Source organism: Streptomyces pseudoechinosporeus, from assembly GCF_054783935.1.
Map to the genome: position 1 here is coordinate 610,933 of NZ_BAAGPS010000009.1, position 23,508 is coordinate 634,440.

The 23,508-nt window shown below is 69.3% G+C and carries 23 protein-coding genes; 10 read left to right on the forward strand and 13 right to left on the reverse strand.

Features of this window, described 5'->3' with window-relative positions:
• Positions 1-131 precede the first annotated feature (131 nt).
• The 6 genes from ACYVO6_RS14325 to ACYVO6_RS14350 form a co-directional block, all read right to left on the reverse strand.
• Complete coding sequence (locus tag ACYVO6_RS14325; RefSeq protein WP_461061036.1) at positions 132-491, reverse strand: DUF779 domain-containing protein; 360 nt, start codon at positions 489-491, stop codon at positions 132-134.
• Between the two features lie 99 nt (positions 492-590).
• A complete protein-coding gene (locus ACYVO6_RS14330; RefSeq protein WP_461061038.1) occupies positions 591-1,418 on the reverse strand; it encodes a class I SAM-dependent methyltransferase in 828 nt (275 codons plus the stop codon).
• A 72-nt stretch (positions 1,419-1,490) separates the two neighbouring features.
• On the reverse strand, positions 1,491-2,663 hold the full coding sequence (locus tag ACYVO6_RS14335) for a GTP-binding protein (protein ID WP_461061040.1): 1,173 nt from the start codon (positions 2,661-2,663) through the stop codon (positions 1,491-1,493).
• Between the two features lie 5 nt (positions 2,664-2,668).
• Positions 2,669-2,839 (reverse strand): 50S ribosomal protein L32, encoded by a 171-nt coding sequence (rpmF, locus tag ACYVO6_RS14340; protein WP_365779728.1) that lies wholly within the window; start codon positions 2,837-2,839, stop codon positions 2,669-2,671.
• Positions 2,840-3,046: 207 nt separating this feature from the next.
• Positions 3,047-3,511, reverse strand: coding sequence for a Fur family transcriptional regulator (locus ACYVO6_RS14345; RefSeq protein ID WP_461061042.1), 465 nt, complete (start codon positions 3,509-3,511; stop codon positions 3,047-3,049).
• Between the two features lie 110 nt (positions 3,512-3,621).
• Positions 3,622-4,203 carry a hypothetical protein gene (locus tag ACYVO6_RS14350; RefSeq protein ID WP_461061044.1) on the reverse strand — a complete coding sequence of 194 codons (582 nt, stop codon included), beginning with the start codon at positions 4,201-4,203 and terminating at the stop codon, positions 3,622-3,624.
• 470 nt (positions 4,204-4,673) lie between these two features.
• On the opposite strand from ACYVO6_RS14350, the gene ACYVO6_RS14355 reads away from it, so the two are divergent.
• From ACYVO6_RS14355 to ACYVO6_RS14370, 4 genes are read left to right on the forward strand one after another with little or no spacing between them, the layout of a single operon-like run.
• A complete protein-coding gene (locus ACYVO6_RS14355) occupies positions 4,674-5,915 on the forward strand; it encodes a cytochrome P450 (RefSeq protein ID WP_461061046.1) in 1,242 nt (413 codons plus the stop codon).
• A gap of 29 nt (positions 5,916-5,944) precedes the next feature.
• A complete protein-coding gene (locus ACYVO6_RS14360; RefSeq protein ID WP_461061048.1) occupies positions 5,945-6,142 on the forward strand; it encodes a ferredoxin in 198 nt (65 codons plus the stop codon).
• Positions 6,139-7,326, forward strand: a complete 1,188-nt coding sequence (locus ACYVO6_RS14365) for an NAD(P)/FAD-dependent oxidoreductase (RefSeq protein ID WP_461061050.1) — start codon at positions 6,139-6,141, stop codon at positions 7,324-7,326. The genes ACYVO6_RS14360 and ACYVO6_RS14365 overlap by 4 nt, the downstream gene beginning before the upstream one ends.
• Positions 7,327-7,356: 30 nt before the next feature.
• Positions 7,357-7,878, forward strand: coding sequence for a MarR family winged helix-turn-helix transcriptional regulator (locus ACYVO6_RS14370; protein ID WP_461061052.1), 522 nt, complete (start codon positions 7,357-7,359; stop codon positions 7,876-7,878).
• A 54-nt stretch (positions 7,879-7,932) separates the two neighbouring features.
• Here ACYVO6_RS14370 and ACYVO6_RS14375 read toward each other — a convergent pair whose 3' ends face one another.
• Positions 7,933-8,868: a TauD/TfdA dioxygenase family protein gene (locus tag ACYVO6_RS14375; RefSeq protein WP_461061054.1), complete on the reverse strand. Its 936-nt coding sequence runs from the start codon at positions 8,866-8,868 to the stop codon at positions 7,933-7,935.
• A gap of 323 nt (positions 8,869-9,191) precedes the next feature.
• Here ACYVO6_RS14375 and ACYVO6_RS14380 point away from each other — a divergent pair, with 323 nt between their 5' ends.
• On the forward strand, positions 9,192-11,534 hold the full coding sequence (locus ACYVO6_RS14380; RefSeq protein WP_461061056.1) for a SpoIIE family protein phosphatase: 2,343 nt from the start codon (positions 9,192-9,194) through the stop codon (positions 11,532-11,534).
• A gap of 42 nt (positions 11,535-11,576) precedes the next feature.
• Positions 11,577-12,524 carry a formylglycine-generating enzyme family protein gene (locus ACYVO6_RS14385; RefSeq protein WP_461061058.1) on the forward strand — a complete coding sequence of 316 codons (948 nt, stop codon included), beginning with the start codon at positions 11,577-11,579 and terminating at the stop codon, positions 12,522-12,524.
• Between the two features lies 1 nt (position 12,525).
• On the opposite strand, the gene ACYVO6_RS14390 is transcribed toward ACYVO6_RS14385, so the two are convergent.
• The 4 genes from ACYVO6_RS14390 to ACYVO6_RS14405 form a co-directional block, all read right to left on the reverse strand.
• Positions 12,526-13,380 (reverse strand): carbohydrate ABC transporter permease, encoded by an 855-nt coding sequence (locus ACYVO6_RS14390; protein WP_461061060.1) that lies wholly within the window; start codon positions 13,378-13,380, stop codon positions 12,526-12,528.
• A gap of 2 nt (positions 13,381-13,382) precedes the next feature.
• The gene (locus ACYVO6_RS14395; RefSeq protein ID WP_461061062.1) at positions 13,383-14,381 is read right to left on the reverse strand and encodes a carbohydrate ABC transporter permease; all 999 of its coding nucleotides are present in this window, start codon (positions 14,379-14,381) and stop codon (positions 13,383-13,385) included.
• A gap of 61 nt (positions 14,382-14,442) precedes the next feature.
• Positions 14,443-15,786 (reverse strand): ABC transporter substrate-binding protein, encoded by a 1,344-nt coding sequence (locus tag ACYVO6_RS14400; protein WP_461061064.1) that lies wholly within the window; start codon positions 15,784-15,786, stop codon positions 14,443-14,445.
• 85 nt (positions 15,787-15,871) lie between these two features.
• Positions 15,872-16,894: a LacI family DNA-binding transcriptional regulator gene (locus ACYVO6_RS14405; RefSeq protein WP_461061066.1), complete on the reverse strand. Its 1,023-nt coding sequence runs from the start codon at positions 16,892-16,894 to the stop codon at positions 15,872-15,874.
• A 182-nt stretch (positions 16,895-17,076) separates the two neighbouring features.
• Here ACYVO6_RS14405 and ACYVO6_RS14410 point away from each other — a divergent pair, with 182 nt between their 5' ends.
• From ACYVO6_RS14410 to ACYVO6_RS14425, 4 genes are all read left to right on the forward strand, one after another.
• Positions 17,077-18,426, forward strand: a complete 1,350-nt coding sequence (locus tag ACYVO6_RS14410; protein ID WP_461061068.1) for a glycoside hydrolase family protein — start codon at positions 17,077-17,079, stop codon at positions 18,424-18,426.
• Between the two features lie 56 nt (positions 18,427-18,482).
• Positions 18,483-19,691, forward strand: a complete 1,209-nt coding sequence (locus ACYVO6_RS14415; RefSeq protein WP_461061070.1) for a glycoside hydrolase family 1 protein — start codon at positions 18,483-18,485, stop codon at positions 19,689-19,691.
• 101 nt (positions 19,692-19,792) lie between these two features.
• Positions 19,793-19,918, forward strand: coding sequence for a hypothetical protein (locus ACYVO6_RS14420; RefSeq protein ID WP_461061072.1), 126 nt, complete (start codon positions 19,793-19,795; stop codon positions 19,916-19,918).
• A gap of 45 nt (positions 19,919-19,963) precedes the next feature.
• Positions 19,964-21,574: a glycoside hydrolase family 43 protein gene (locus ACYVO6_RS14425; RefSeq protein WP_461061074.1), complete on the forward strand. Its 1,611-nt coding sequence runs from the start codon at positions 19,964-19,966 to the stop codon at positions 21,572-21,574.
• Positions 21,575-21,664: 90 nt separating this feature from the next.
• Here ACYVO6_RS14425 and ACYVO6_RS14430 read toward each other — a convergent pair whose 3' ends face one another.
• Both ACYVO6_RS14430 and ACYVO6_RS14435 read right to left on the reverse strand, forming a co-directional pair.
• A complete protein-coding gene (locus ACYVO6_RS14430) occupies positions 21,665-22,615 on the reverse strand; it encodes a carbohydrate ABC transporter permease (RefSeq protein ID WP_461061076.1) in 951 nt (316 codons plus the stop codon).
• Positions 22,615-23,499, reverse strand: coding sequence for a carbohydrate ABC transporter permease (locus tag ACYVO6_RS14435; protein WP_461061078.1), 885 nt, complete (start codon positions 23,497-23,499; stop codon positions 22,615-22,617). The genes ACYVO6_RS14430 and ACYVO6_RS14435 overlap by 1 nt, the downstream gene beginning before the upstream one ends.
• Positions 23,500-23,508 lie beyond the last annotated feature (9 nt).

Below are 23,508 nucleotides of genomic sequence, written 5' to 3' on the forward strand. Positions count from 1 at the left end.
TCCAAACCGCGAGAACCGTCAGCGCGGTTCTGAACCGTCCGCGTCCCATGCCGCCCCCTGCTGTCTCCGCCGTCTCCTCAACAAGCCCAGGACACAGGGGAGTTCACCACAGGGTGGTAGCCGTGACGATGCTACGTGCCGACAAGACGCGAACGGATCAGGAAACGCACCCCTTCGGGCGCCTCCAGCGAGAAGCCGCTGCCCCGCCCCTCCACCACGTCGACGATCAGCCGGGTATGACTCCACACCTCGAACTGGCTCTTCGACATCCAGAACGACACCGGCTCGTCAACGCCCTCGACGGTGAGCGAGGCCAGCAGCACATCGGAGCCACCGGTCCGGAACTCGCCCTCCGGATAACACATGGGCGCACTACCGTCGCAACAGCCACCGGACTGATGGAACATCAGCGGCCCGTGAGCGGCACGAAGGCGGCGCAGCAGCTCGGCGGCGGCGGACGTCAACTCCACGCGCGGGGCGGATGAGGTCACCGTGCATCACTCCTCGGCGCTCGCTGGCACGACCGTGCCTCAGCCAACCACCTGCCCCGTTGCAAGAAGGTTGCACGCGAACGCCTCTCAGCGACCCCGTCAGGGCAGCTGGACGAGACTGAGCCAGTACTCGTCCACCTGGGGCAGCCGCTGGTCGGCGAGGCCGGTCAGCATCTCCTGGTACGCGGCAGGCAACTCCTCGCGCATCCGCGGCGGCAGGCTGGTGAGCCGGTGGGAGGCGAGGAGCCGGCTTCCCGGCCGCCAGTCGGCGAGTTCGGCCGGGTCCGCGCAGGTCCACCGCATACGGGCCTCGACCTTGCTCAGCGCGTCGTGCTGGTCCTGGGCGCCGACGATTCCGGGACCGGCGGTGTCCAGGGCCAGCAGCGAGCCGGGGAAGCGCTCGGCGATCAGGTCCACGACGTGCCGTACGTCCTGCTCCTCCAGGAACGGCAGCACGGCTTCGGCCGCGAAGAAGTACGGGCCGTCGGACCCGGCGGCAACCCTGTCGGCCCAGGCGTCGTCCGTGACCGAGGCGGCGATCATCGTCCGGCGCGGGGTGTCCGTGAAGAGGGTGCGGCGCAGCTCGATCACGTCGGGCAGATCGAGGTCGAGCCAGCGGGCCTTGCCGTTGTCGACGCGCTCGTACCGCGTGTTGAGGCCTGTGCCGAGCTCCACCACCGTGCCGGTGGGGTGCTCGGCGAGGAAGTCAGTCACCCATCGGTCGAACAGGGAGGTGCGCAGCACGGTGCCGACCAGGCTGGGCAGGTTGTCGAAGCGGGTGAAGTCGTAGTCGATCGCCGCGACGATCTCCTCGGCCCGTGCGTCACGCAGGGCGGCGTCCTTCTTGCGGTTCTCCACCGCCCGGCCGTACAGCGGGATCAGCAGGGTCTCCTGGACCGTGCCCAGGCGTACATCGCGCTCGGTCATGCCAACCTCCGGGATCGCTGTCCGTACCGGGTCGGGCAGTGCCGTGGCTGACCACCGCCCGACCCGGAGTCTTCAGGCTCCTGCCACGAGTTCGGAGTGCTCGTGCTCGCAGGCATCGTCGATGCCGTACGTGTCCCAGGCGGGGAACTGATCGCTGAGCGGCGTGCTCTCGCCGTCCCTCATGAGGCAGTCGGCCAGCGCCGCCCGCAGCGCCTCGGCGCGCAACCCGGTGCCGATGAACACCAGCTCCTGCCCGGAGGGGCCCTCCGCGCCACGAGCACCGGAGGGCTCGAAGCGGGCGACGGAACCGGCCTGCGACCACAGCCCCGTCACCTGCGGGCGGCTCGCCAGCCAGAAGAAGCCCTTGGACCGCAGCACCTGCCCGAAGGCCCCGCTGTCGAGCTCCTCGGTGACGAACGTCCACAACCGCCCCGGATGAAACGGCACTTGGGAGCGGAAGACCGTGGAGGAGATGCCGTACTCCTCGGTCTCCGGGACATGGTCGCCGTTGAGTTCCATGACCCAGCCCGGCGCCTGCTGGGCGCGATCGAGGTCGAACAGCCCGGTGCCGAGCACCTCGCCGACGTTCACCCGGCCATGGGCGACGGGAACGATCCTCGCCACCGGGTTGAGGCGGGTGAGGGTCGCCCGGAGCCGGGCCGCGCTCTCGTCGTCGACCAGGTCGAGCTTGTTCAGCACGATGACGTCGGCGAACTCGATCTGGTCCATCAGCAGATCGCTGACGGTGCGCTCGTCGTCCTCGTACTGGTCGAGGCCCCGCTCGGCGAGCTCGTCGCCGTCCGTCAGCTCGGGCAGGAAGTTCGCGGCGTCGACGACCGTGACCATGGTGTCGAGCCGGGCCAGATCACCGAGTACGGCCCCGTCGTCCCGGGCGAAGGCGAAGGTGGCGGCGACCGGCATCGGCTCGGAGATGCCGCTGGACTCGATGAGGAGATAGTCGAAGCGGCCCTCACGGGCCAGCCGGTCGACCTCCTCCAGCAGATCGTCGCGCAGCGTGCAGCAGATGCAGCCGTTGGTCATCTCGACCAGACGTTCCTCGGTGCGCGACAGGGCGGCTTCGCCACCGCGCACGAGGGCGGCGTCGATGTTGATCTCGCTCATGTCGTTGACGATGACCGCGACGCGCAGTCCCTCACGGTTGCCGAGGACATGATTGAGCAGGGTGGTCTTGCCCGCTCCGAGAAATCCGGACAGGACGGTCACGGGCAGCCGGTCGTCCGTCATCTCGCTCAGCCCTCGGGGTGCAGCAGACCGCGTTCGTACGCCTTCACCAGCCGCTGCGGCACCTGGTAGACGGACCCGTCGACCGTGACCGGCACGAGCTGCGGAGTACTGGCCTTCCACTGGGCGCGGCGGTGACGGGTGTTGCTGCGGGACATCTTCCGCTTGGGAACGGCCATGGGGTCCTCCTTGGTGAGTGAGCGAACCAGACGCTACATGAAAATGGATCCCATTACTAAATGGCGTACTCCGTCGGATCGCTGGTCACCAAGTGGCAGGCGCCCGGGGCGAGTTGGATGCGCGGGCCGCCGCCGGACAGGGCGACGGTCACTTGGTCACCGCGCGCTGAGCGCCGCGCGTACCTGAGTGGCGCGCGGACGGTCGCCTCAACTCGCTCGGCTGCGGGCCCGGTCCGGGGTGTCCAGGGGGCGGTCCCAGCGGCACGGTGGTTCCCCTTCGTCCACGGTGGGGCGGCAGCCGGCGCAGATGCCGGTGAGTTCGACGGTGTGCTCCACCGCGGCGAACCCGGTGTCGGCCGCGATCCGCCCGGCCCACCGCTCGACGACCTCCGAGTCCACCGGCTGACTGCGGCCGCAGCAGCGGCAGATCAGGTAGTGGCGGTGCCCGTCCGCCGGTCGCTGCCGGTAGAGGCGCCCGCCGTCGTCGTCCCGTACGACGTCGACACCGCCTGCCACCTCCAACTGGCGCAGCGCTCGGTAGACGGTGGTGAGCCCGATCCGGGTGCCGTCCGCGGTCAGCAGGGTGTGCAACTCCTGAGCCGACACGAAGTCCTGGCAGCCCTGAAGCACCCGCAGGACCGCCATTCGCTGCCGGGTCGTCCGGCCACCCATGGCGGATCACCTCCTGTGGCAGCGCCGAATCGGTGTGACCCCAGGCTAGGTGGAAATGAAAGCCATGTCCATATGAGCGATACTTCATGTATTGCTTGTCGGCGTCAGCGTCAGCCCGAGACGAGGCGGAGGATCGCGGTGCCGTCGGGGCCCGGCACCAGCTGCAGCGCGACCGTGCCGGCCTCCTTGGTGGGCGGCTCCCCGGCCGCTCCGCACTGGGTGCCGCTGCCGTTGCTGTAGAAGAAGGTGATGCAGCCGCTGCCCTCGCCGCTCGCCGTGCCGCCGGCCGAGCTGCCGTTGGTGCTGGTGCCCTGGGTCACCTTGTAGCCGACCTCGTTCTTGCCGACCTTGGTCACGGACAGCTTGGCGGGACCGTCCGGAATCTTGAAGTGGATCGTCACCGGCTTGGACACCGCGATCTCGCAGTTGCCGTCGGTGCAGGCGCCGGGGTCGGTTCCGTCCGCCGTCGTTACCGTCGGGGACGGGCTGGAGGTGGCGGGGGACGGGCTCTTCGGGGTGCTGTCAGTACTGGAGTCCGGGGACTCGGTGTTGCCGGCGCCCGCGCCCGCGGCGGAATCCCCGGAGTCCTCGCCGGAACCGCCGCAGCCGGTCACGGTCAGTATGGCGAGCGTCGCCAGCAGAGCACCGCCCGCCAGTCGTCCCGTACGTCCTGCCGTGGTCAGCCTCGCCATGGTGTCCATCCCTTTCGCGGCTCGTCCGGAGACCGGGCGGCGAGTCTATTGAGGGCGCCGCGGGACGGGTCCCGAATGGCCGTCCTGATGCCGCCGGGCACAGCCGAACCCATGTCACGGCCTGCGCGAGTGAGGCCGATCGGCCGTGACAAGGGACCTTCGGCCCAGGGTGCGCGGCGTTCGCGGGCGGCAGGCTTGTATCGGCGGGGACGGAACCCTCCGCCGGCCGGCGAGCGGCACCTCCCGCTTCCCGTACTCCGGCTGGTATGTCTGTGCCCTTGTGGCTCGCGTGCCCGCGCGGTGGCGCTCGCGCGTGATCTGGCTCACGTCAGTTCTCTGTCAGGCAACTGACCGGAAGGTGTCAGTCCGGTCCGCTTCCATGTCCTCATCGAGGCCGTCGACCACCGTGTCCCCGGTCGTCCCCGGTCTCAGATCCGATCCCTTCGGAGCCCCCACCGCCGAGGAGAGACATGGCCGACACCATGACCGGCTGTCCCGTGCACGCGACCGCGCCGCTTCCCGAGTACCCGATGCCCCGAGCATCGGAGTGCCCGCTGGCCCCGCCTCCCGCCGTGGAGCCCCTGCGGGCGGAGAAAACGATCAGCAAGGTACGGATCTGGAACGGCGGCACGCCCTGGCTGGTCACCCGGCACGCCGACCAGCGCGCCCTGCTGACCGACCCGCGGGTCAGCAACGACGACTGCGAGCCGGGCTTTCCGTACGTCAACGCGCACCGGGCGCAGATCGCTCCTCACACCCCGAAGATGATCACCAACACCGACGCGCCGGAGCACACCCGGCTGCGCCGCACGGTCAACGGGCCGTTCGTCGTCAAGCGGATCGAGGCCATGCGGCCCGCCATCCAGAAGATGGTCGACGGCATGATCGACGACATGCTGGCCGGGCCGAACCCAGCCGACCTGCTCACCGCGCTCGCGCTGCCGGTGCCGTCGCTGGTTATCGCCGAACTGCTCGGCGTTCCGTACCAGGACCACGCGTTCTTCCAGCGCAACGCCGGCCGCGTCCTCGACAGCTCCCTCTCGGCGGAGGAGGCGATGGTGCCGAGCCGCGAGCTGGCCCAGTATCTGGACACCCTGTTCCGGGAGAAGCTCGAGAACCCGGGCGACGACGTGCTGTCCGAGATGGCCGGCCGGGTCAAGGCCGGCGAGATGGCCCACGTCGAGGCCGTCAACATGGGCGTCGCCATGCTCATCGCGGGCCACGAGACCACCGCGACGATGATCAGCCTCGGCACGCTCGCGCTGCTGCAGAACCCCGACCAGTTCGCCGTGCTGCGCGACACCGACGATCCGAAGGTGATCGCGGGCGCGGTGGACGAACTGCTGCGCTATCTGAGCATCCTGCAGACCGGTGTCCGCCGGATCGCCAAGGAGGACATCGAGATCGGCGGCGTCGTCATCCGTGCCGGGGACGGCATCATCTTCGACCTGCACGCCGCGAACTGGGACCCGGAGGCGTTCCCCGAGAGCGAGCGGCTGGACCTGAGCCGCCCCGCGCGCCAGCACCAGGCATTCGGCTACGGCCCCCACCAGTGTCTGGGCCAGAACCTCGCCCGCCTGGAGCTCCAGGTCGTCTACGGCACCCTTTACCGCCGTATCCCCACCCTCCAACTCGCCACCACCATCGACCAGTTGGAGTTCGATCGCACCGGCACCACCTACGGCGTCCACTCCCTGCCCGTCACCTGGTGACCCACTCCGTACCAAGGAAGGAAACAACCATGCGCGTGGAACTGGACGAGCCGAAATGCGTGGCAGCGGGGCAGTGCGTCTTGGCCTCCCCGGACGTCTTCGACCAGCGGGACGACGACGGCGTCGCCATCCTGCTGGCCGAGACGCCTGACGACGACCTCCTGGACGAAGTGCGCGAGGCCGTGGCGATCTACCCGGCCGCGGCGATCCGACTGGTGGAGGAGTGAGGCAGATCGTGGTCGTCGGTGCCTCGGCCGCCGGTCTCGCGGCGGTCGAGACGCTGCGCCGGGAGGGCTACGACGGCACGCTCACCCTCGTCGGGGACGAACCGCACGCTCCGTACGACCGTCCGCCGCTGTCCAAGCAGCTCCTGTCCGGCGAGTGGCCCACCGAGCGGCTGGCCCTCCGCACACCGACCGACCTCGACGCCCTCGGCCTCGACCTGCGTCTCGGCGCCGCCGCGACCGGCCTCGAACTCGCCGAGCGCACAGTGCACTTGGCCGACGGGACCCGGCTGCCGTACGACGGTCTGATCGTGGCCACGGGCGTCCGGCCGCGCCGCCTGCCCGGTGAGGGCGCGCATGTGCTGCGCACCCTCGACGACGCCCTGACCCTGCGGGAGCAACTGGAACCGGGGCGCCGCCTGGTCGTGGTCGGTGCCGGATTCCTCGGGGCGGAGGCCGCCGCGGTGGCCCGGGCCCTCGGCTGCGAGGTCGTCCTCCTGGAACCGGCACCGGTGCCGCTGGCCCATGCGGTCGGTGAGGAGGTCGGGCGCGTACTGTCCGGGGCGCACCTGGACCACGGGGTCGATCTGCGCACCGGGGTCACCGTGACCGAGGTGACGGAGGACGGCGTACGGCTCGGGGACGGCGAACTCGTCGAGGCGGACGAGGTGTTGGTCGCCATCGGCTCCCTGCCCAACACCGAGTGGCTCGCGGACAGCGGCCTGGCGGTGGGGGACGGGCTGGTGTGCGACGAGTACTGCGAAGCCGCACTGAGGGTGTACGCGGCCGGCGATGTCGCCCGCTGGCACCACCCGCTGTTCGGTACGTCGATGCGCATCGAGCACCGCACCCACGCCGCCGAGCAGGGCATGGCGGCCGCCCGCAACCTGCTGAACCCGGGCGCGCGCAAGCCGTTCGCCCCGATCCCGTACTTCTGGTCCGACCAGTACGACATGAAGATCCAGGCGTACGGACATCTGCGCGGCCACGATGAGATCGCCGTCGTGGAAGGGGATCTGGACGCACGCCGGTTCCTGGTCGCTTACCGAAGCGGTGACCGCCTGGTGGGTGCCCTCGCCGTGGGGATGACGCCGAAGGCGATCCGGCCGTGGCGGCAGGCCATCGCGAATCGTTCGGCCTGGATGGAGCACCGGCGTCCAGGTAAACACTCGGCAGAACTTACTTGAGTTACGCAATAAGATGGTAAAGTGATGCGTATGTCCACACCATCTGCGGCAACCACACCCGCCTCCACGGAAGTGATCGAGATCGAGCGGGCGCTCACGCGCGTCGCCTATCTCATGGGCCGAACGCGTCAGCACGACCGGCTCATGGCGCTGGCCGGAGTGCCGCTGGACCGTGCCGCCGTGGCACTCCTGCGGCAGATCGGCGACTCTGAGCCGATGCGCCCCGGCGAGCTGGCGAACCGGCTGGCCGTGGAGGCCTCCCACGTGACCCGGCAGGTGCAGCAGCTGGAGAAGGCCGGATACGTCACCCGCGTACCCGACCCCGACGACCGCCGGGCCCAGCGCATCCAGATCACCCCGGCCGGCCAGGAAGCCGTCGACCGCATCCGCGAGATGAGCGCCCGCGGTATGCAGATGGCCCTGTCCGACTGGTCACCCCAGGAACTCCAGCAGCTCGCCGCGCTCTTCCACCGCATGGTCGACGACTTCCTCTCCTACTCTCCCGAACTCGGCGCAGGAGAGAAGACCGGCCCGGCGGCAGGCAAGGCCTGACCTGGCTGCCTGCCTGCCGTACGGGGGAGCGGATCAGTACGGCAGGCGAACGGATCAGTACGGCCGGTCGCCCTCGATGGCGACGCGTTCCGCCACGCGGCGGTGCGGAGCGTAGTCGTTGACGGCGTAGTGCTGGGTCGCTCGGTTGTCCCAGAACGCGACATCGCCCGGCTGCCAGTGGAAGCGCACCTGGTACTCCGGCACATGGGCCTGCCGGCACAGGTAGCTCAGCAGCCGGTCGCTCTCGCCACGCTCCATCCCGGTGATCCGGGTCGTGAAGGAGGCGTTGACGAAGAGCAGCCGACGCCCGGTCTCCGGGTGGGTGCGGACGACCGGGTGCTCCACGGGCGGGAAGGCGTCCTGGAACGGAGCGAGCCGCTCGGGCCCGTAGAAGCGGGCGAAGCCGGGGATGAAGTCGTGCACGGCGGTGGCACCGTCGATGCGGTCCTTCACCTCCTGCGGCAGGTTGTCGTACGCGGCGGCCATGTCCGCCCACATCGTGTCCCCGCCGAACGGCGGCACCTCCCGGAGCTGGAGCACGGCGCCGAGCGCGGGACGCTCCCGGAAGGTGACATCGGCGTGCCAGATGTTCTCGAAGGTCGGCGTGGAGCCGCTGCCCTTGTCGAAGCGCACCACGTCCTCGGTGGAGCCGGTGGCGAGCAGGGGGTTGGTCTCCAACTCGCCCCAGTTCCTGGCGAAGTCGCGCTGCTGTACGGAGGTGAGGTGCGCACCGCGGAAGAAGAGCACCTTCCACTCCAGCAGGGCGCGGTTCAACTCCTGGCGCAGGGCGGGCTCCACCGGTCGTGAGAGATCGACTCCGCGCACCTCGGCCCCGATCGTGCGCCCCAGGGGCACGAGCTCGAAGCGTTCGTACGGGCGCTCCTGCCACCCCTCGGGCAGGCGCCGCAGCGTACGCGGCCCCTCGTACATTCCGTCCGGCAGCGTCCGCGCCTCGCGCAGGGTGGGGGGCTTCGTGTCGATGACGGTCATGAAGGCTCTCCTCGTGTGAGCAGGCAGGGGGGAACCGGCAGAAGTGTGCTCGCGCCGCGCGCGTGAGGAAGCGGCGGAAATCGGCCGTGGCTCAGTGGAGCGAAAGAAAGGCCGGGGCAGAGCCTCGGCGGCAGCACAGCTAGCGGCCGGAGCGCTCGCAGCCGGTCCGGTCCGGGACGCGCAGAGGTCCCGTCGTGTCGAAACAGTGCCTGGTCATGCCGCGATTCTGAGGTCCCTGTCGAGCCCCTGTCAACGACAGCGGGCCCGAGGCGCCCATGGCGGCCGGGTTGATGGGAAGCCACGATGCCCTCATTCTGGGGCGTATGGAGCATGTCGCCGCTTCGGCGATCCTTGATGCACAGGGCACGGTGACGGGGTGGAGCGACGCCGCCCGGAGGCTGACGGGATACGCGGCCGGGGAGGCCGTGGGCCGGGCGGCGGGGGAGCTGCTCGCCGAGGACGTGCCGTCCGGGATCGTCACCGCGCTGACAGGCACCGTCGTGCTGCGGCACCGGGACGGATCCCACCTCGCGCTGGCCCTGAGGGCGAGCCCCCTGCTGGGCGCGGACGGTGAAGCGGTCGGATTCGTGGTCACCGCCGAGCGGTCCGACGGGAAAGGGCCCAGTCTGGCGGCGCAGGCCTTCGACCAGGCGTCCATGTCGATGTCGGTCTTCGACACCCGGCAGCACTACCTGCGGCTCAACAATGTGGCCTGCCAGGTGATGGGCGTCCCGGAGGACACCCTGGTCGGCCGGTACTTCCCGGACACGGTGGAGGACGCCGAGCACAGCCGAGGCTTCCTGCAGCATCTGCGCCAGGTCGCAGACACCGGCGAACCCGTCCAGTACGAGAGCTTCACCCGCGCACCCTCCGGCACCCGGTACCACGCCTGGAACATCGAGATGTGGCCGGTACGGGACCCCTCCGGCGAGCTGGTCGGGACCGCCCTGGCGGCGTTCGACAGCAGCGAGCAGCACTGGGCCCGGCAGCGGCTGGCCCTGCTGAACGAGGCCGCCGCCTCCATCGGCACCACCCTGGACGTGGTGCGCACCGCCGAGGAACTGGTGGGGCTCGTGGTGCCGCGCTTCGCCGACTTCGCCAGTGTGGACCTGCTCGACTGGGTCCTCGGAGCGGACGAACCGCCGGCCGCACAGCGCACCGATGTTGTGCTGCGCCGGGTCGCACACCGGTCCGTCACCACGGGCACCCCGGAGGCGGCCGTCGAGCTGGGCGAGGCGGACACCTATCCGCCGTTCTCCCCGCCCGCGCGAGCGCTGCTGGACGGACACGCGGTGCTCAGCGGGGCCGGGGAGGCGGACTTCGACCGGTGGCTGAGCGGCCATGAGGCACGGGGCGCCAAGGACCGTGAGTACGGCGTGCGGGTCCACTCGATGCTGGCGGTGCCGTTGCGGGCCCGGGGCACGACACTGGGCGTCGCGGTCTTCGTGCGGGCTGCCAATCCGGATGCGTACGCTGGTGACGATGTCGTTCTGTCCGAGGAACTGGCGAGCCGGGCCGCCGTCTGTGTGGACAACGCTCGCCGGTTCGCACTTGAGCGGTCGACCGCGCTGGCCCTGCAGCACAGCCTGCTGCCACGGGGGCTGCCCGGGCAGGCGGCCGTGGAGGTGGCCCACCGCTACCTGCCGAGCGGGGCGGTGGCCGGTATCGGCGGCGACTGGTTCGATGTGATCCCGCTGTCCGGCAGCCGGGTCGCCCTGGTCGTCGGTGACGTGGTCGGGCACGGCCTCCAGTCGTCCGCGACCATGGGGCGCCTGCGTACGGCCGTACGGACCCTCGCCGACGTGGATCTGCCGCCGGACGAACTCCTCACCCACCTCGACGACTTGGTGACGCACCTGGCGACGGACGAGAGCACCACCGATGACGTTGCGGAGCTGGGGGCGACCTGTCTGTACACGGTCTACGACCCCGTTTCGCGCCGGCTGACCGTGGCCGGTGCCGGACATCCGCCACCGGCCGTCCTCCTGCCCGACGGCACCACTCAGCTCGTCGAGATGTCCGCCGGGCCGCCGCTCGGCGTGGGCGGCCTGCCCTTCGAGGCGACAGAACTTGAGCTGCCCGAGGACTCGTTGATCGCCCTCTACACGGACGGGCTGATCGAGGGACGTGACCGCGACCTCGACCACGGCATCGCCGACCTGTGCCGTGCGCTGACCGTGCCCGCCGACTCACTGGACGCCCTGTGCGACGCGGTGCTGAAGTCCGTACTCCCGCCGCAGCCCGCCGACGATGTGGCCCTGCTGTTGGCCCGCACCCGTGCGCTCGGCGCCGACCAGGTGGCCACCTGGGACATCGAGCCGGACCCCGAAATCGTGGCCGCCACCCGGCAGTACGCCACCGAGCAGCTCACCGACTGGGGCCTGGACGAGACCGCCTTCGTCACCGAACTGGTCGTCAGCGAACTGGTCACCAACGCGATCCGGTACGGCGAACCGCCCATCCGGCTGCGCCTGATCCGCGACCGCGCGCTGATCTGCGAGGTCTCCGACGGCAGCTCCACCTCACCGCATCTGCGCCGGGCGCACGTCTACGACGAGGGCGGCCGCGGTCTGCTGCTCGTCGCCCAGCTCACCCAGCGCTGGGGCAGCCGGCAGACCGTCAACGGCAAGACGATCTGGGCGCAGCAGCCGCTGCCGCCGGGCTGACTCGGTCGCCTCGGCACATGGGGGGCGTGTTGTACTGGCCGCGTGAATTCGCATTGCTGTGCACCCGGCCGGTCCTCCGAAGCGGCATCTGCCGCGTCCGAGCCGCTCGTTCCCGGCAGCGGCACGGCGCTTTCCGGCACCAAGGTGGCGTTGCCCGGCGGCACCTTCCGTATGGGCGGTGAGGACGCGGACGCCAACCCCGGTGACGGTGAGGGCCCGGTCCGCGAGGTGACCGTCGGGCCGTTCGAGATCGACACCCGCTGCGTCACCAACGAACGCTTCGCCGCGTTCGTGGACGCGACGGGCTACCGTACCGACGCCGAACGGTTCGGCTGGTCGTACGTCTTCGCCAAGTTCGTGCCGGGGGAGTTGCGCAAGGTGTCACCGCGGCCGGAGGGCACGCCGTGGTGGTGCGGGGTGGAGGACGCGTACTGGGCGGCGCCGGAAGGGCCCGGCAGCGACCTCGACGACCGCGGGGACCACCCGGTCGTCCATGTCTCCTGGGGCGACGCGCTCGCGTTCTGCCGGTGGGAGGGCTCCCGGCTGCCGACCGAGGCCGAATGGGAGTACGCGGCCCGCGGCGGCCTCGACCAGAAGCGCTTCCCCTGGGGAGACGAGCTCACGCCGGGTGGCGAACACCGCTGCAACATCTGGCAGGGCCGCTTCCCGTTCCGCAACACCGCCGAGGACGGCTACCTCGGCACCGCCCCCGTCGACGCCTTCCCGCCCAACGGATTCGGCCTGTTCAACACCTCCGGCAACGTCTGGGAGTGGTGCGCCGACTGGTGGGGCACCGACCACGGCACCGGGCCCCACACCGACCCCACGGGACCGGAGCAGGGCACGGCCCGCGTGATGCGCGGCGGCTCCTACCTGTGCCACGACTCCTACTGCAATCGCTACCGCGTCGCGGCCCGCACCAGCAACAGCCCGGACAGCTCGGTCGGCAACACGGGGTTCCGCTGCGTACGCGACCGCACGAAGGGCTGACTCAGCCCTTGACGGCCGAGCTGGCGACGCCCTGGACGAACCACCGCTGGAAGAAGAGGAAGACGATCAGCACGGGCAGCACCAGCAGCACGCCGAAGGCGAGGATCTGACCCCAGTCCGGGGGCTGTTGGACCTGGAAGACACTCATCTCCAGCGGCAGCGGACGTACCGACGGATCGGAGACCATCAGCACCGGCCAGAGGAACGAGCCCCACTGCATGAGGAAGGTCAGGATCGCCACGGAGGCGAAGGCCGGCTTCGACATCGGGACGATGATCGCGAAGAAGGTCCGCCAGGGACCCGCGCCGTCGATGCGGGCGGCTTCCTCGATGCTCGGCGGGATCGTACGGAAGAACGTATGGAACTGGTAGACCGAGAAGGCGTTGGCGATGAACGGGAGCGCCAGGATGAGGAGCGTGTTGCGCTGGTCGTTGAACATGTAGAAGAGCGGCACGGCCACCGACTCGAACGGGATCAGCATCAGCAGCAGGATGAGGGTGAAGACGGCGTTCTGACCGCGCCACTTCAGCCGTGAAAGACCGTACGCAGCCATGGAGTTGACGAAGAGACCGCCCGTCACCACCACGAACGCCAGCAGCAGTGAGACGCCCATGAAGCGCCAGAAGTAGCCGGTGCTCTCGGAGTTGAGGCTGTCGAGGACGGCGGTGTAGTTGTCGAACGACAGGTTGGTGGGCAGGAAGCCGGACAGACCGTTCAGGACTTCGTCGGACGGCTTGAGGCTGCCGATCAGCAGGTAGATGACGGGCAGCGCGAAGACGAACGCCAGGACGGAGAGGATGGCGTAGTCGAGGAAACGGCGCAGGGGCGTGCGGGTGAGGCCCAGGTTCATGCTCATGATCAGTCCTCGTTGTCGGGCCGGACGACGCGGCGCTGGATGAGGGTCAGGACGACGACGATCAGGAAGAAGACGACGGTGATCGCGGACGCCTGGCCGATGTTGTTCTGGTCGAAGGCGGTGGTGACCGCCTGGTACATCACGGTGCGGGCGGCGTCCTCGTTGAGGCCGCCGCCTTCGACCAGGACGTAGACCTGGTCGAAGACCCGGAAGGCGAACACCGAGGTGAGCAGGGCGACGAACACGAGGGTGCCGCGGATGCCGGGCAGGGTGACATGGCGGAACTGCTGCCAGCGGGAGGCGCGATCGAGTTCGGCGGCCTCGTAGAGCTCACCCGGGATGCTCTGGAGTCCGGCGAGCAGGATGACCATCTGGAAGCCGACGCCCTGCCAGATGGAGAGCACGATGATCGACGCCATCGCGGTGGCCGAGTCGCCGAGCCAGTCGAAAGCGCCCCAGTTGCCGAAACTCACCGCGTCCAGCGCGGAGTTGAGCATGCCCTGATCGCTGCGGGCGAGGATGAGCCGCCAGATCACGGCGACCAGCGCCATCGGGAAGACGACCGGCATGAAGAACAGGGACCGGAACAGGCCGATCGCCTTGAGCTTGCGGTTGAGCAGGATCGCAAGGCCGAGCGCCAGACCGGTCTGTACGGGTACGACGACTGCGGCGAAGGTCAGGTTGTTGAGCAGGGACCTGAGGAACGGGCCGGACAGATCGGGGTCGGTGAACAGCCGCCGGTAGTGCTCGATGCCGAACCAGGTCGGTTCCAGGGGGGAGCCGAGGCGGACGTTGTAGAAGGAGAGGACGACGGCGTAGCCGAACGGGATACCGACGAAGGCGATGAGTCCGACGACGGCGGGCGTGGACATGAGCAGTCCGTGCAACCAGTCGCGGTTCTTGCGCACAGAGCGCGCCGGGCGCGCGGGTTCGACGGAGGTCACGGGTGGGGCCTGCTCCCGGGCATGGGGCGCGGCGTGCGCGGGTTCGACGGATTTCACGGGGGGTCCTGTTCCCGGCGGGGCGGGCGCGGTGTGCGCGGCCCGCCCCGGCCGATGGGTCCTACGGGATCTCGTAGCCGGCGTTGTCGGAGAAGTCCTGGTCGATGGCCTTGGCGGCCTTGGACAGGGCGTCCTTCGGGTCGGCGCCGCTGTAGACGGAGTTGAGAGCCTCCGCGAACTTGGCGGTGACGGTGGGGTATCCGGCCGTCAGCGGGCGGGTGACGGCGACGCAGGACTTGGTGATGTCGGTGTCGCCGCAGGGCTTGGCGAGCTGGTCGGAGAAGAGCTGGAGCGGACCGCCCTGCTTGTACAGCTCGCTCGCGGCGAGTGCCGTCTTGGTGGCGGGCGGGGCGCCGTTGGCCGTCGTCATCGCGGTGACGTTGGCGTCGTTCAGGAGATAGTCCATGAACGTGCCGGCGGCCTTGGCGTTCTTGGTGTCCGCGCCGATGCCCCACGCCCAGGAACCCTGGCCGGTCTTGGGACCGTTGCCGAAGTCGGGCAGCGGCAGCACCACGAGGTCGTCACCGAGCGCCTCGCTGTAGGCGGGGTACATCCAGTGGCCGACCCAGCTGAGCGCGACACGGCCCTTGGCGAAGGCGTTTCCGTCGGTGTTGGCGTCGACGTCGGGCTTCCAGGACTGCCAGGTCTTCAGGGCCGAGACCGTGGCCGGGCTGTCGAGAGCGCCTTCCGCCTTGCCGTCCTTGATGAGCGAACCGCCGGCCGACCAGACGATGGGGGCGAAGCCGTAGGTGCCCCACTCGGTCGCGAACCCGGCGGTCTCCTGAACGTCGAGGACCTTGCCGTCGGAGTCCTTGGGCTTGAGCGCCTTGAGCGCGGCGGTGAACTCGTCCGCCGTCCAGGCGTCGTCCACGCTCGTCGGGTACTTCACCCCGGCCGCGTCCAGCAGCTTCTTGTTGCCGTAGATGCCCAGGCCCGAGTCGTACTGGCCCAGGCCGTAGTGCTTGCCGTCGACCTCGCCCTGCGCCTTGATGGCGTCGGTGGCGTTGCTCAGGGTCTTGGCAGAGACGTAGTCGTCGATCGGGGCGAGCTTCTGGTTGAAGACGAAGTTCGCCATGGTCGGGCCGTCGAACTCCATCACGTCCGGCAGCTCGGAGGCGTCGGTGGTGGTGATGGTCTTGGTGTAGTCGTTGCCTGGGATCAGCTTCAGGTCGACCTTGATGTCGCTCTGCGAGGAGTTGAAGGATTTCACCGCGTTCTGTATGGCGGTGTCCTCGCTCTTCTGGCCCTGGTGGGCCCAGACACTGATGGTGCCCTTGCCGCTGCCCTCCTCCGCGGAGGTGTCGGTGCTGCCGCCCCCGCCACAGGCGGCCAGCGCCGCCAGGGGAAGGACGAGAGCCAGGCCCGTACTGGCTGTACGGCGGAGATTCCTGCGGGTCGAACTCATGGGCTGTGCCTCCGTGCTGTGGCGAGGGTTCGTGGTGCTGACGTGCTGTCTGGGCAGGGGGGTGTAGGGCTCAAGGGGGTATGGGTTACTGCGGTCCGCGCGGACGAGGCGGTGCGGTCGTCTCGCGCAGGACGAGGCGGATGGGCATCTGCACCTGCGCAGCGGGTGGTTCGGCGCCGGGTTCGTCCAGCTGACGCAGCAACAGCCGGGCGGCCTCGGCGCCCTGGTCGGCGACCGGCTGGGCGACGGTGGTCAGGCCGACAACGTCGGCGAGTTCGTGGTCGTCGAAGCCGACGACCGACACGTCGTCCGGGACCCTGAGCCGGTGGCGGCGCAGGGCGCGCAGAGCGCCCATCGCCATCTCGTCGGACTGCGCGTACACGGCGGTCGGCGGGCGGGAGACGGCCAGCAGTTCGGTCATGGCCCGCTCACCGCCCTCGACGGTGTAGTCGCCGTCCGCCTCCAGAGCCGGATCGTGCTCGATTCCGGCATCGGCCAGGACGTCCAGGTAGGCGTTGCGTCTTTCGATGGGGGTGGTCCAGTGCAGCGGTCCGCTGGCCCCGCTGATCATGCCGATACGGCGGTGGCCGAGGTTCACCAGATGCCGTACGGCGCTTTCGGTGCCGGCCCGGTCGTCGATGCCGACGACGGTGAAGCCGGGCCGGGCGCCGCCGACCGTGGTGGCCAGCGGCACCCCCAGTGAGCGCAGCGCGGCCGACTCCTCCTCGTCCGGGATGAGCAGCGAGAGGACCGCGTCCACCCGCTTGCGCACCGGCAGCCTGGTGAAGAAACGCTTGCGTATCTCCGGCGAGCCCAGGTTGTACAGCAGCACGTCGTACCCGGCGGCGCTGAACACGTGCTCGGCGGCGTCCAGCACGGTGCCGAAGAACCAGCGGCCCACGTACGGAACCAGGACGCCGATGGTGAACGTACGGCCGCTGGCCAGACTGGCGGCGGAGCGGGAGGCGGTGTAGCCGAGCTGGGCGGCGACGGCCGTGATCTTGTGCCGCACCTCGTCGGAGACGCCCGGCCGGCCGCGCAGGGCGCGGGACACGGTGGACGCTGAGACGCCGGCGGCGCGGGCGACGTCGTTGATGCTGGCCGTCACGGCGCAGTTCCTCCCGTTGATTTCACGTCGGTGTGATGTGGGGGTGACGAGACCGTAAACCCGGCCCCCTTGTTGCGCAAGCGTTTGCGTTCAGATTTACTTGGGCCGATTCCAAAGTGAGTCCGTTTTGAATTGATGGTCAGCGCACGCGTTTGGGCGCTGTGAGCCGACAGGAACTGCGCATGCGATACGCCCCGCCAGGCCTCTGCGTGAACGACTTCGCCCTGCTCCGGGACGAGGACGGCACCTACTCGGTGCTGCACCTCCAGGGGCCCTGGACGGCCGAGTTCGATCATCTGCGGATGGAGACCTCGTACGGCCGGGCGACCTCCACCGACCTGGTGCACTGGCAGCCGCAGGGACCCGCCTTCGGCAACGGGCTGCCCGGCCGTTTCGACGCGCAGGCGGTGTGGACGATGCATCCGTTCCGGTACGGCGACGGAATGGCGATGTTCTACACGGGGGTGAGCGGCTTGCTGCCCGGCGGCACGCCGCTCCAGGCCGTCGGTCTCGCGTACTCCGACCGCACCGACGGCACGGGCTGGCGCCGCCATGGCACCGGACCGGTCGTCGAGGCCGACCCGCGCTGGTACCGCACCGGCGAGCAGATGGCCTGGCGCGACCCCTTCGTCGTACGGGACGACGAGGGCGACGGCTGGGTCATGGCCGTCTGCGCGAGCGACGCCTCCCTCCCGGTGGAGGCCGGCGGCTGCGTGGCCCTGGCCACCTCCGACGACCTCGAGCACTGGACCGTCCACCCGCCGCTCCTCGCACCAGGCGACATCGACGAGTTCGAGTGCCCGGTCCTGGAACGCCTCGACGACGGCAGCTGGCTGCTGCTCGGCTCCATCGGGCAGTCCCGCTGCTTCGAGGCGTGGACGGCCCCCCGCCTGCGCGGCCCGTGGACCCGCCGTGGCCCACTGGGCCCGACCGGCGCCTACGCCCCCAGGGTGATCCCCGCCCCGGACGGCTCCCGTGTCGTCCTGCACACGACACCCCGCCAGGTCGGCCTCAGCGATGCCGGGGAGCGCTGCCGCGGCATGCTCGCCCAGCCCAAGTCTCTTGTGGTGCAAGGCGATTCCGCGCCCCGCCTGGAATGGTGGCCCGGACTGAATGCCTGGCTCGGCGAGGAGACCGACCACCCCACCCTGCACGCGGTCGGAGACGTCGGCATTTCCGGGCCCGTGGAGATCACCCTCCGCACCGACGCCCCAGGCACCGACCGTGCCGCCCTCGCCGTGGGCTGCGACGGCAAGAACCTCTGGGTCACCGGCCCCGACGGCACCCGGCTCGGCGAGACCATCCTGAGCGAACCCGCGGCCTCGCTGCACATCCTCACCATTGGCGAGTACGTCGAGGTCTACGCCGACCAAGTCTTCGCCCTGACCACCTTGTGCTACTCCGGCTACCCCGCCCGTTGGACGGCCGTCACCGAAGGGCACAGCCACACCATTCCCGTCCGCCCCATACGGTTGCCCGAGCCCCACCGCGACGACGCCTCGGCCATCTGGCCCGGCGCCGTACCCCAGTGACAGCGAGACTGCGCGCCTGCTGACCGACATCCCGCACGACCCCGGAAAGGCCCAGCATGAACGTCACCGCCGACGGTCTCCGCTTCCCCGACGGCTTCCTGTGGGGAGCCTCCACCGCCGCCCACCAGATCGAGGGCAACAACGTCAACAGCGACTGGTGGCAGATGGAACACAGCGGCGGCTCGATCGCCGAGCCCAGCGGCGATGCGGTCGACAGCTACCACCGGTGGCGTGAGGACATGGATCTGCTCGCCGAACTCGGTTTCACCGACTACCGCTTCAGCATCGAATGGGCCCGCATCGAACCCGCCCCCGGCCACTTCTCCCGGGCCGAGATCGCCCACTACCGACGCATGGTCGACGGCGCCATCGAACGCGGCCTGCGACCCATGGTCACCCTCCACCACTTCACCGTCCCGCGCTGGTTCGCCGAGCGCGGCGGCTGGACTGCGGACGGGGCGGTGGACCTGTTCGAGCGGTACGTGCGGGCGACCGCGCCGGTCATCGGCACCGGCGTGCGGCACGTGTGCACCGTCAACGAGCCCAACATGATCGCGGTCGCCGGCGCCATCCGCGAACTGGGCACCGAAGCACCCCTCACGGCGGGACTCCTGCTCCCCGACCAGGCCACCACCGACGCCCTGATCCAGGCACACCACCGCGCCACGGCCGTCGTCAAGGCGATCTCCGCCGACATCCAGGTCGGCTGGTCCATCGCCAACCAGGTCTACCAGGCCCTGCCCGGCGCCGAAGCCGCCACCGCCGCCTACAGCCACCCCCGCGAAGACGTCTTCATCGAAGCCGCCCGCGACGACGACTGGATCGGCGTCCAGTCCTACACCCGCACCAGGATCACCACCGACGGCCCCATCCCGGCGCCCGAGGACGCCGAACGCACCCTCACCGGCTGGGAGTACTACCCCCAGGCACTGGGATACGCACTGCGGCACACCGCGGAAATCGTCGGCGACGTCCCCTTGGTCGTCACCGAGAACGGCATTGCCACCGACGACGACAGGCGCCGTATCCACTACACCACCGGCGCGCTCCAGGAAGTCTCCGCTGCGCTCGAAGACGGCCTCGACGTACGCGGCTACCTGCACTGGAGCGCCCTCGACAACTACGAATGGGGCTCCTACAAGCCCACCTTCGGCCTCATCTCCGTCGACCCCGAGACCTTCGAACGCACCCCCAAGCCCTCGGCGGCCTGGCTCGGCGGACTCGCACGTACCGGACTGCTGCCGCGAGCCGAGCAAGAGGGCTGAAGCCCACCCTCGAGCGGATCCGAGGGACAGTAAAAGTTTCGAATAGTGGACCTCACCTGTCCGAAACGTTGACCGGATAGCAACCGGTTCCTACAGTAAGCGTGCACGGCGTAAGCGTGGGAATCCTCTCCGGCGCCGCCATCGGCGTACTGCCGCTACTGATCGTCTTCCTGCTGCTGTTCAAGCAGATCGTCGCCGGTGTGATGCAGGGCGCCGTCAAGGGCTGACCCCACCTCCGTGAGCCACCTGAGTCGCCTGTTGAAAGGACCTGCATGACCGCGGGCCACCTCCGCAACCCCGTGCTGCCCGGATTCCACCCGGACCCGAGCATCTTGCGCGTCGGCGCGGACTACTACGTCGCCACCTCGACCTTCGAGTGGTACCCGGGCGTGCCCGTGCACCGCTCGACGGATCTCGTCCACTGGGAGCCGGCCGGCCACATCCTGGACCGGCCCGAGCTGCTCGACCTGCGCGGAGTCCCCGACTCGGCCGGCGTCTGGGCGCCCTCGCTGTCGTACCACGACGGGCAGTTCTGGCTGGTCTACACGGTCGTCCGCACCATCAGCAAGCCCTACAAGGACCTCGACAACTACCTGGTCACGGCCCCCTCGATCGAGGGCCCATGGTCTGAGCCGGTCTTCCTGAACTCCTCCGGCTTCGACCCGTCCTTCTTCCACGACGAGAACGGCCGCAGCTGGCTGCTGAACATCCAGTGGGACCCGCGCGACGGGCACCCGTCCTTCGCCGGGATCCTGCTCCAGGAGTACGACGCCGACAAGCGGGCCCTGATCGGCGAGCCCCGCACGATCCTCAGGCACGACGAGCTGATCGAGGGCCCCAACGTCTACTTCCGGGACGGCTGGTACTACCTGATGCTCGCCGAGGGCGGCACCGGCTGGAACCACGGCATCCTGATGGCCCGCTCACGCGAGCTGACCGGACCGTACGAACTCGACCCACTCGGCTCGCTGTTGACCACCCGGGACACCCCGGACTGGCCGCTGCAGAAGGCCGGTCACGGCGAGCTGGTCGAGACGCCGGCGGGGGAGTGGTACCTCGTCCACCTGGCCTCCCGACCCGTAAAGACGCCCGACGGGCCGCGCTGCATTCTCGGCCGGGAGACCTGCCTGCAGCGCGTGACCTGGACGGACGACGGCTGGCTGCGGCTGGCCGACGGGGACCGGCGGCCGAGTCTGGAGGTCCTGGCACCCACGGGGGTGGAGCCGGGACCACCGGGCCCGGTCGCCGGACCCCCCGCACGCGACGACTTCGACTCTCCTTCCCTCGGCGGGCATTGGAGTACGCTGCGGGCGCCCGCGACCTCCGAGTGGCTGACGCTCGGCGAACGCCCCGGACATCTGCGGCTGCGCGGCCGGCAGAGTCCACACTCGCTCTACGACCAGAGCCTTCTCGCGCAGCGGCTCACTTCGGTGCGGTGCGAGGTGACGACGGTCGTCGACTTCCGTCCCTCCCACTTCAGCCAGCTCGCGGGCCTCATCTGCTGGTACGACACGTCGACGCACTACTACCTGCGCCTCACCCATACCGAGGGCAGGGGACGCGTCCTGGGCGTGATCCTCACCGACGACGGGGCGTACCGGGAACTCCCGGAATCCGAACTCGACGTCGACGACTGGCCGTTGGCGTATCTGAGGGCCCGCTTCGACGGTACGGAACTGCGCTTCTTCGCCTCGCCTGACGGGACCGACTGGCAGGCCGTGGGCCCGGTACTCGATGCGAGCAAGCTCTCCGACGACTACGGGAACCGGTTGCGGTTCACCGGTGCGTTTGTCGGGATCTGCGCGCAGGATCTGGGCGGCACGCGCACCCCGGCCGACTTCGACTGGTTCGAGGTGCGGGATCTGGACGGCGGGCAGGAGTAGGGGTTCTCCGCCAGCAGTGCCTGGCGAACGCCTCGGCGGTCAGCGATGGAGTTACGTCGCTGACCGCCGAGTTGCGTTCCAAGGGCTTGGTTACTTGAGTGCGCCCAGGGTGACGCCGCTCCGCCAGTAGCGGCGCATCGCGACCATCATGATCGCCATCGGGATGATGGACAGCAGCGCACCGGTCAGGACGAGGCTGGTCACGTCGATGCCCGATTCCAGGCGCTTACCGGACCAGTTGTACAGACCCAGGTTGAGCGTCCAGTTCTCCTCGCCGCGCAGCACGGTCAGCGGGAGGAAGAAGGCGTTCCAGGTGTTGACGAAGGCGAGCAGGAACACCGTCGCGCCGCCCGTGGTCATCATCCGCAGCACGATGCTGAAGAAGATCCGCAGCTCACCGGCGCCGTCGATCCGGGCCGCCTCAAGCAGCTCGAACGGGATCGTGGCCTCCGTGTAGACCTTGGCCAGGTACACGCTGAACGGGTTGATCAGGCAGGGGATCAGCATCGCCCAGGGGGTGTCGACCAGGCCGATCTCCGAGAACATCAGGTACAGCGGCAGGGTGAGCAGCGCGATCGGGATCAGGAAGGAACCCACCACGGTCGCGAACACCACGCCCCGCCCGGGGAAGTCGAAGCGGGCAAGGCCATAGCCCGTGAGGAGGGCGATGAGGGTGCCGCCGAGGGAGCCGACTCCCGCGTACAGGAACGAGTTGGCGGTCCAGCGCAGGAAGATGCCGTCCTCGTACGTGAACACCTGCTGCAGGTTCTCCCACAGGTGGAAGCCGGAGAACCACAGCCCGTTGCTCTGGTACAGCCCCACGCGGTCCTTGGTCGCGGCGATGATCAGCCAGTACACCGGGAACAGGCTGTAGGCGCTGGCCAGGACCAGACCGACGAGGACGAACCGCTGCCCGCCCCGGGACCGGGCAGCGGGATCAGGGCGGGTGCGCCGGCGGACGCCGCCCCCGCGGGGCGGCACGGCGGCGGTCTCCGCACCGTTTCCCGTGTCGTTTTCCTTACGGTCTTTCGTCAGTGCCATCAGTCCGCCTCCCTCGAGGTCAGCCGGTAGAAGAGGAAGGACGCGACGCCGAGGAACAGGGCGAGCAGCACCGACAGGGCCGCGGCGTAGTTGTAGTTGCCGGCGTTGAACGCCTGGTTGTAGATGATCATGATCGGGGCGAAGTCGTCGCTGACCGTCTGCGGGGTCACGTTCCTGAACAGCGCGGGCTCGTTGAAGATCTGCAGCATCTGGATGATCGACAGCAGAGCGGTCAGGACGAGCGCGCCGCGCACGAACGGGACCTTGATGCTCCGCGCGATCCGCAGCTCGGAGGCGCCGTCCAGCCGCGCAGCTTCGAACAGCTCGCGGGGGACGGACTGGAGCGCCGAGTAGATGATCACCATGTTGTAGCCGATGCCGTGCCAGGTCAGCAGGTTGCCGATGGCCGGCCACACCATCGACGGCGAGAAGAAGTTCCAGTCGAAGCCGAACAGCTCGCCGAGCGGCGTCAGCGGGCCCACCTCGGGGCTGTACAGGTTGACCCACACGATGGCCGCGACCACGCCGGGGATCATGTACGGAACCAGCAGCAGGATCCGGAACCGGCCGGCCACCTTCGAGGTGACCGCGTCCAGCAAGAGCGCCAGGAACAAGCTGATCAGCAGCATGAACGGGATCTGGACGCAGGCGAACAGCACCACCCTGAGGATGGAGGTCATGAACGCCGAGTCGGTCAGGCCGTTCTGGTAGTTCTCCAGCCCGACGAACTCCCTGGTCGCGCCGCCGAGACCGAGTCCGGACTGCTTCTGCAGATACAGCGACTGGTAGACCGCGTAGCCGATCGGAAGCAGGTAGAGGAAGACGAAGCCGAGCTGGAAGGGCACCGTGAAGGCGGCACCCTTCCAGCGCAGTGAGCGAATCATGAAGTGTGC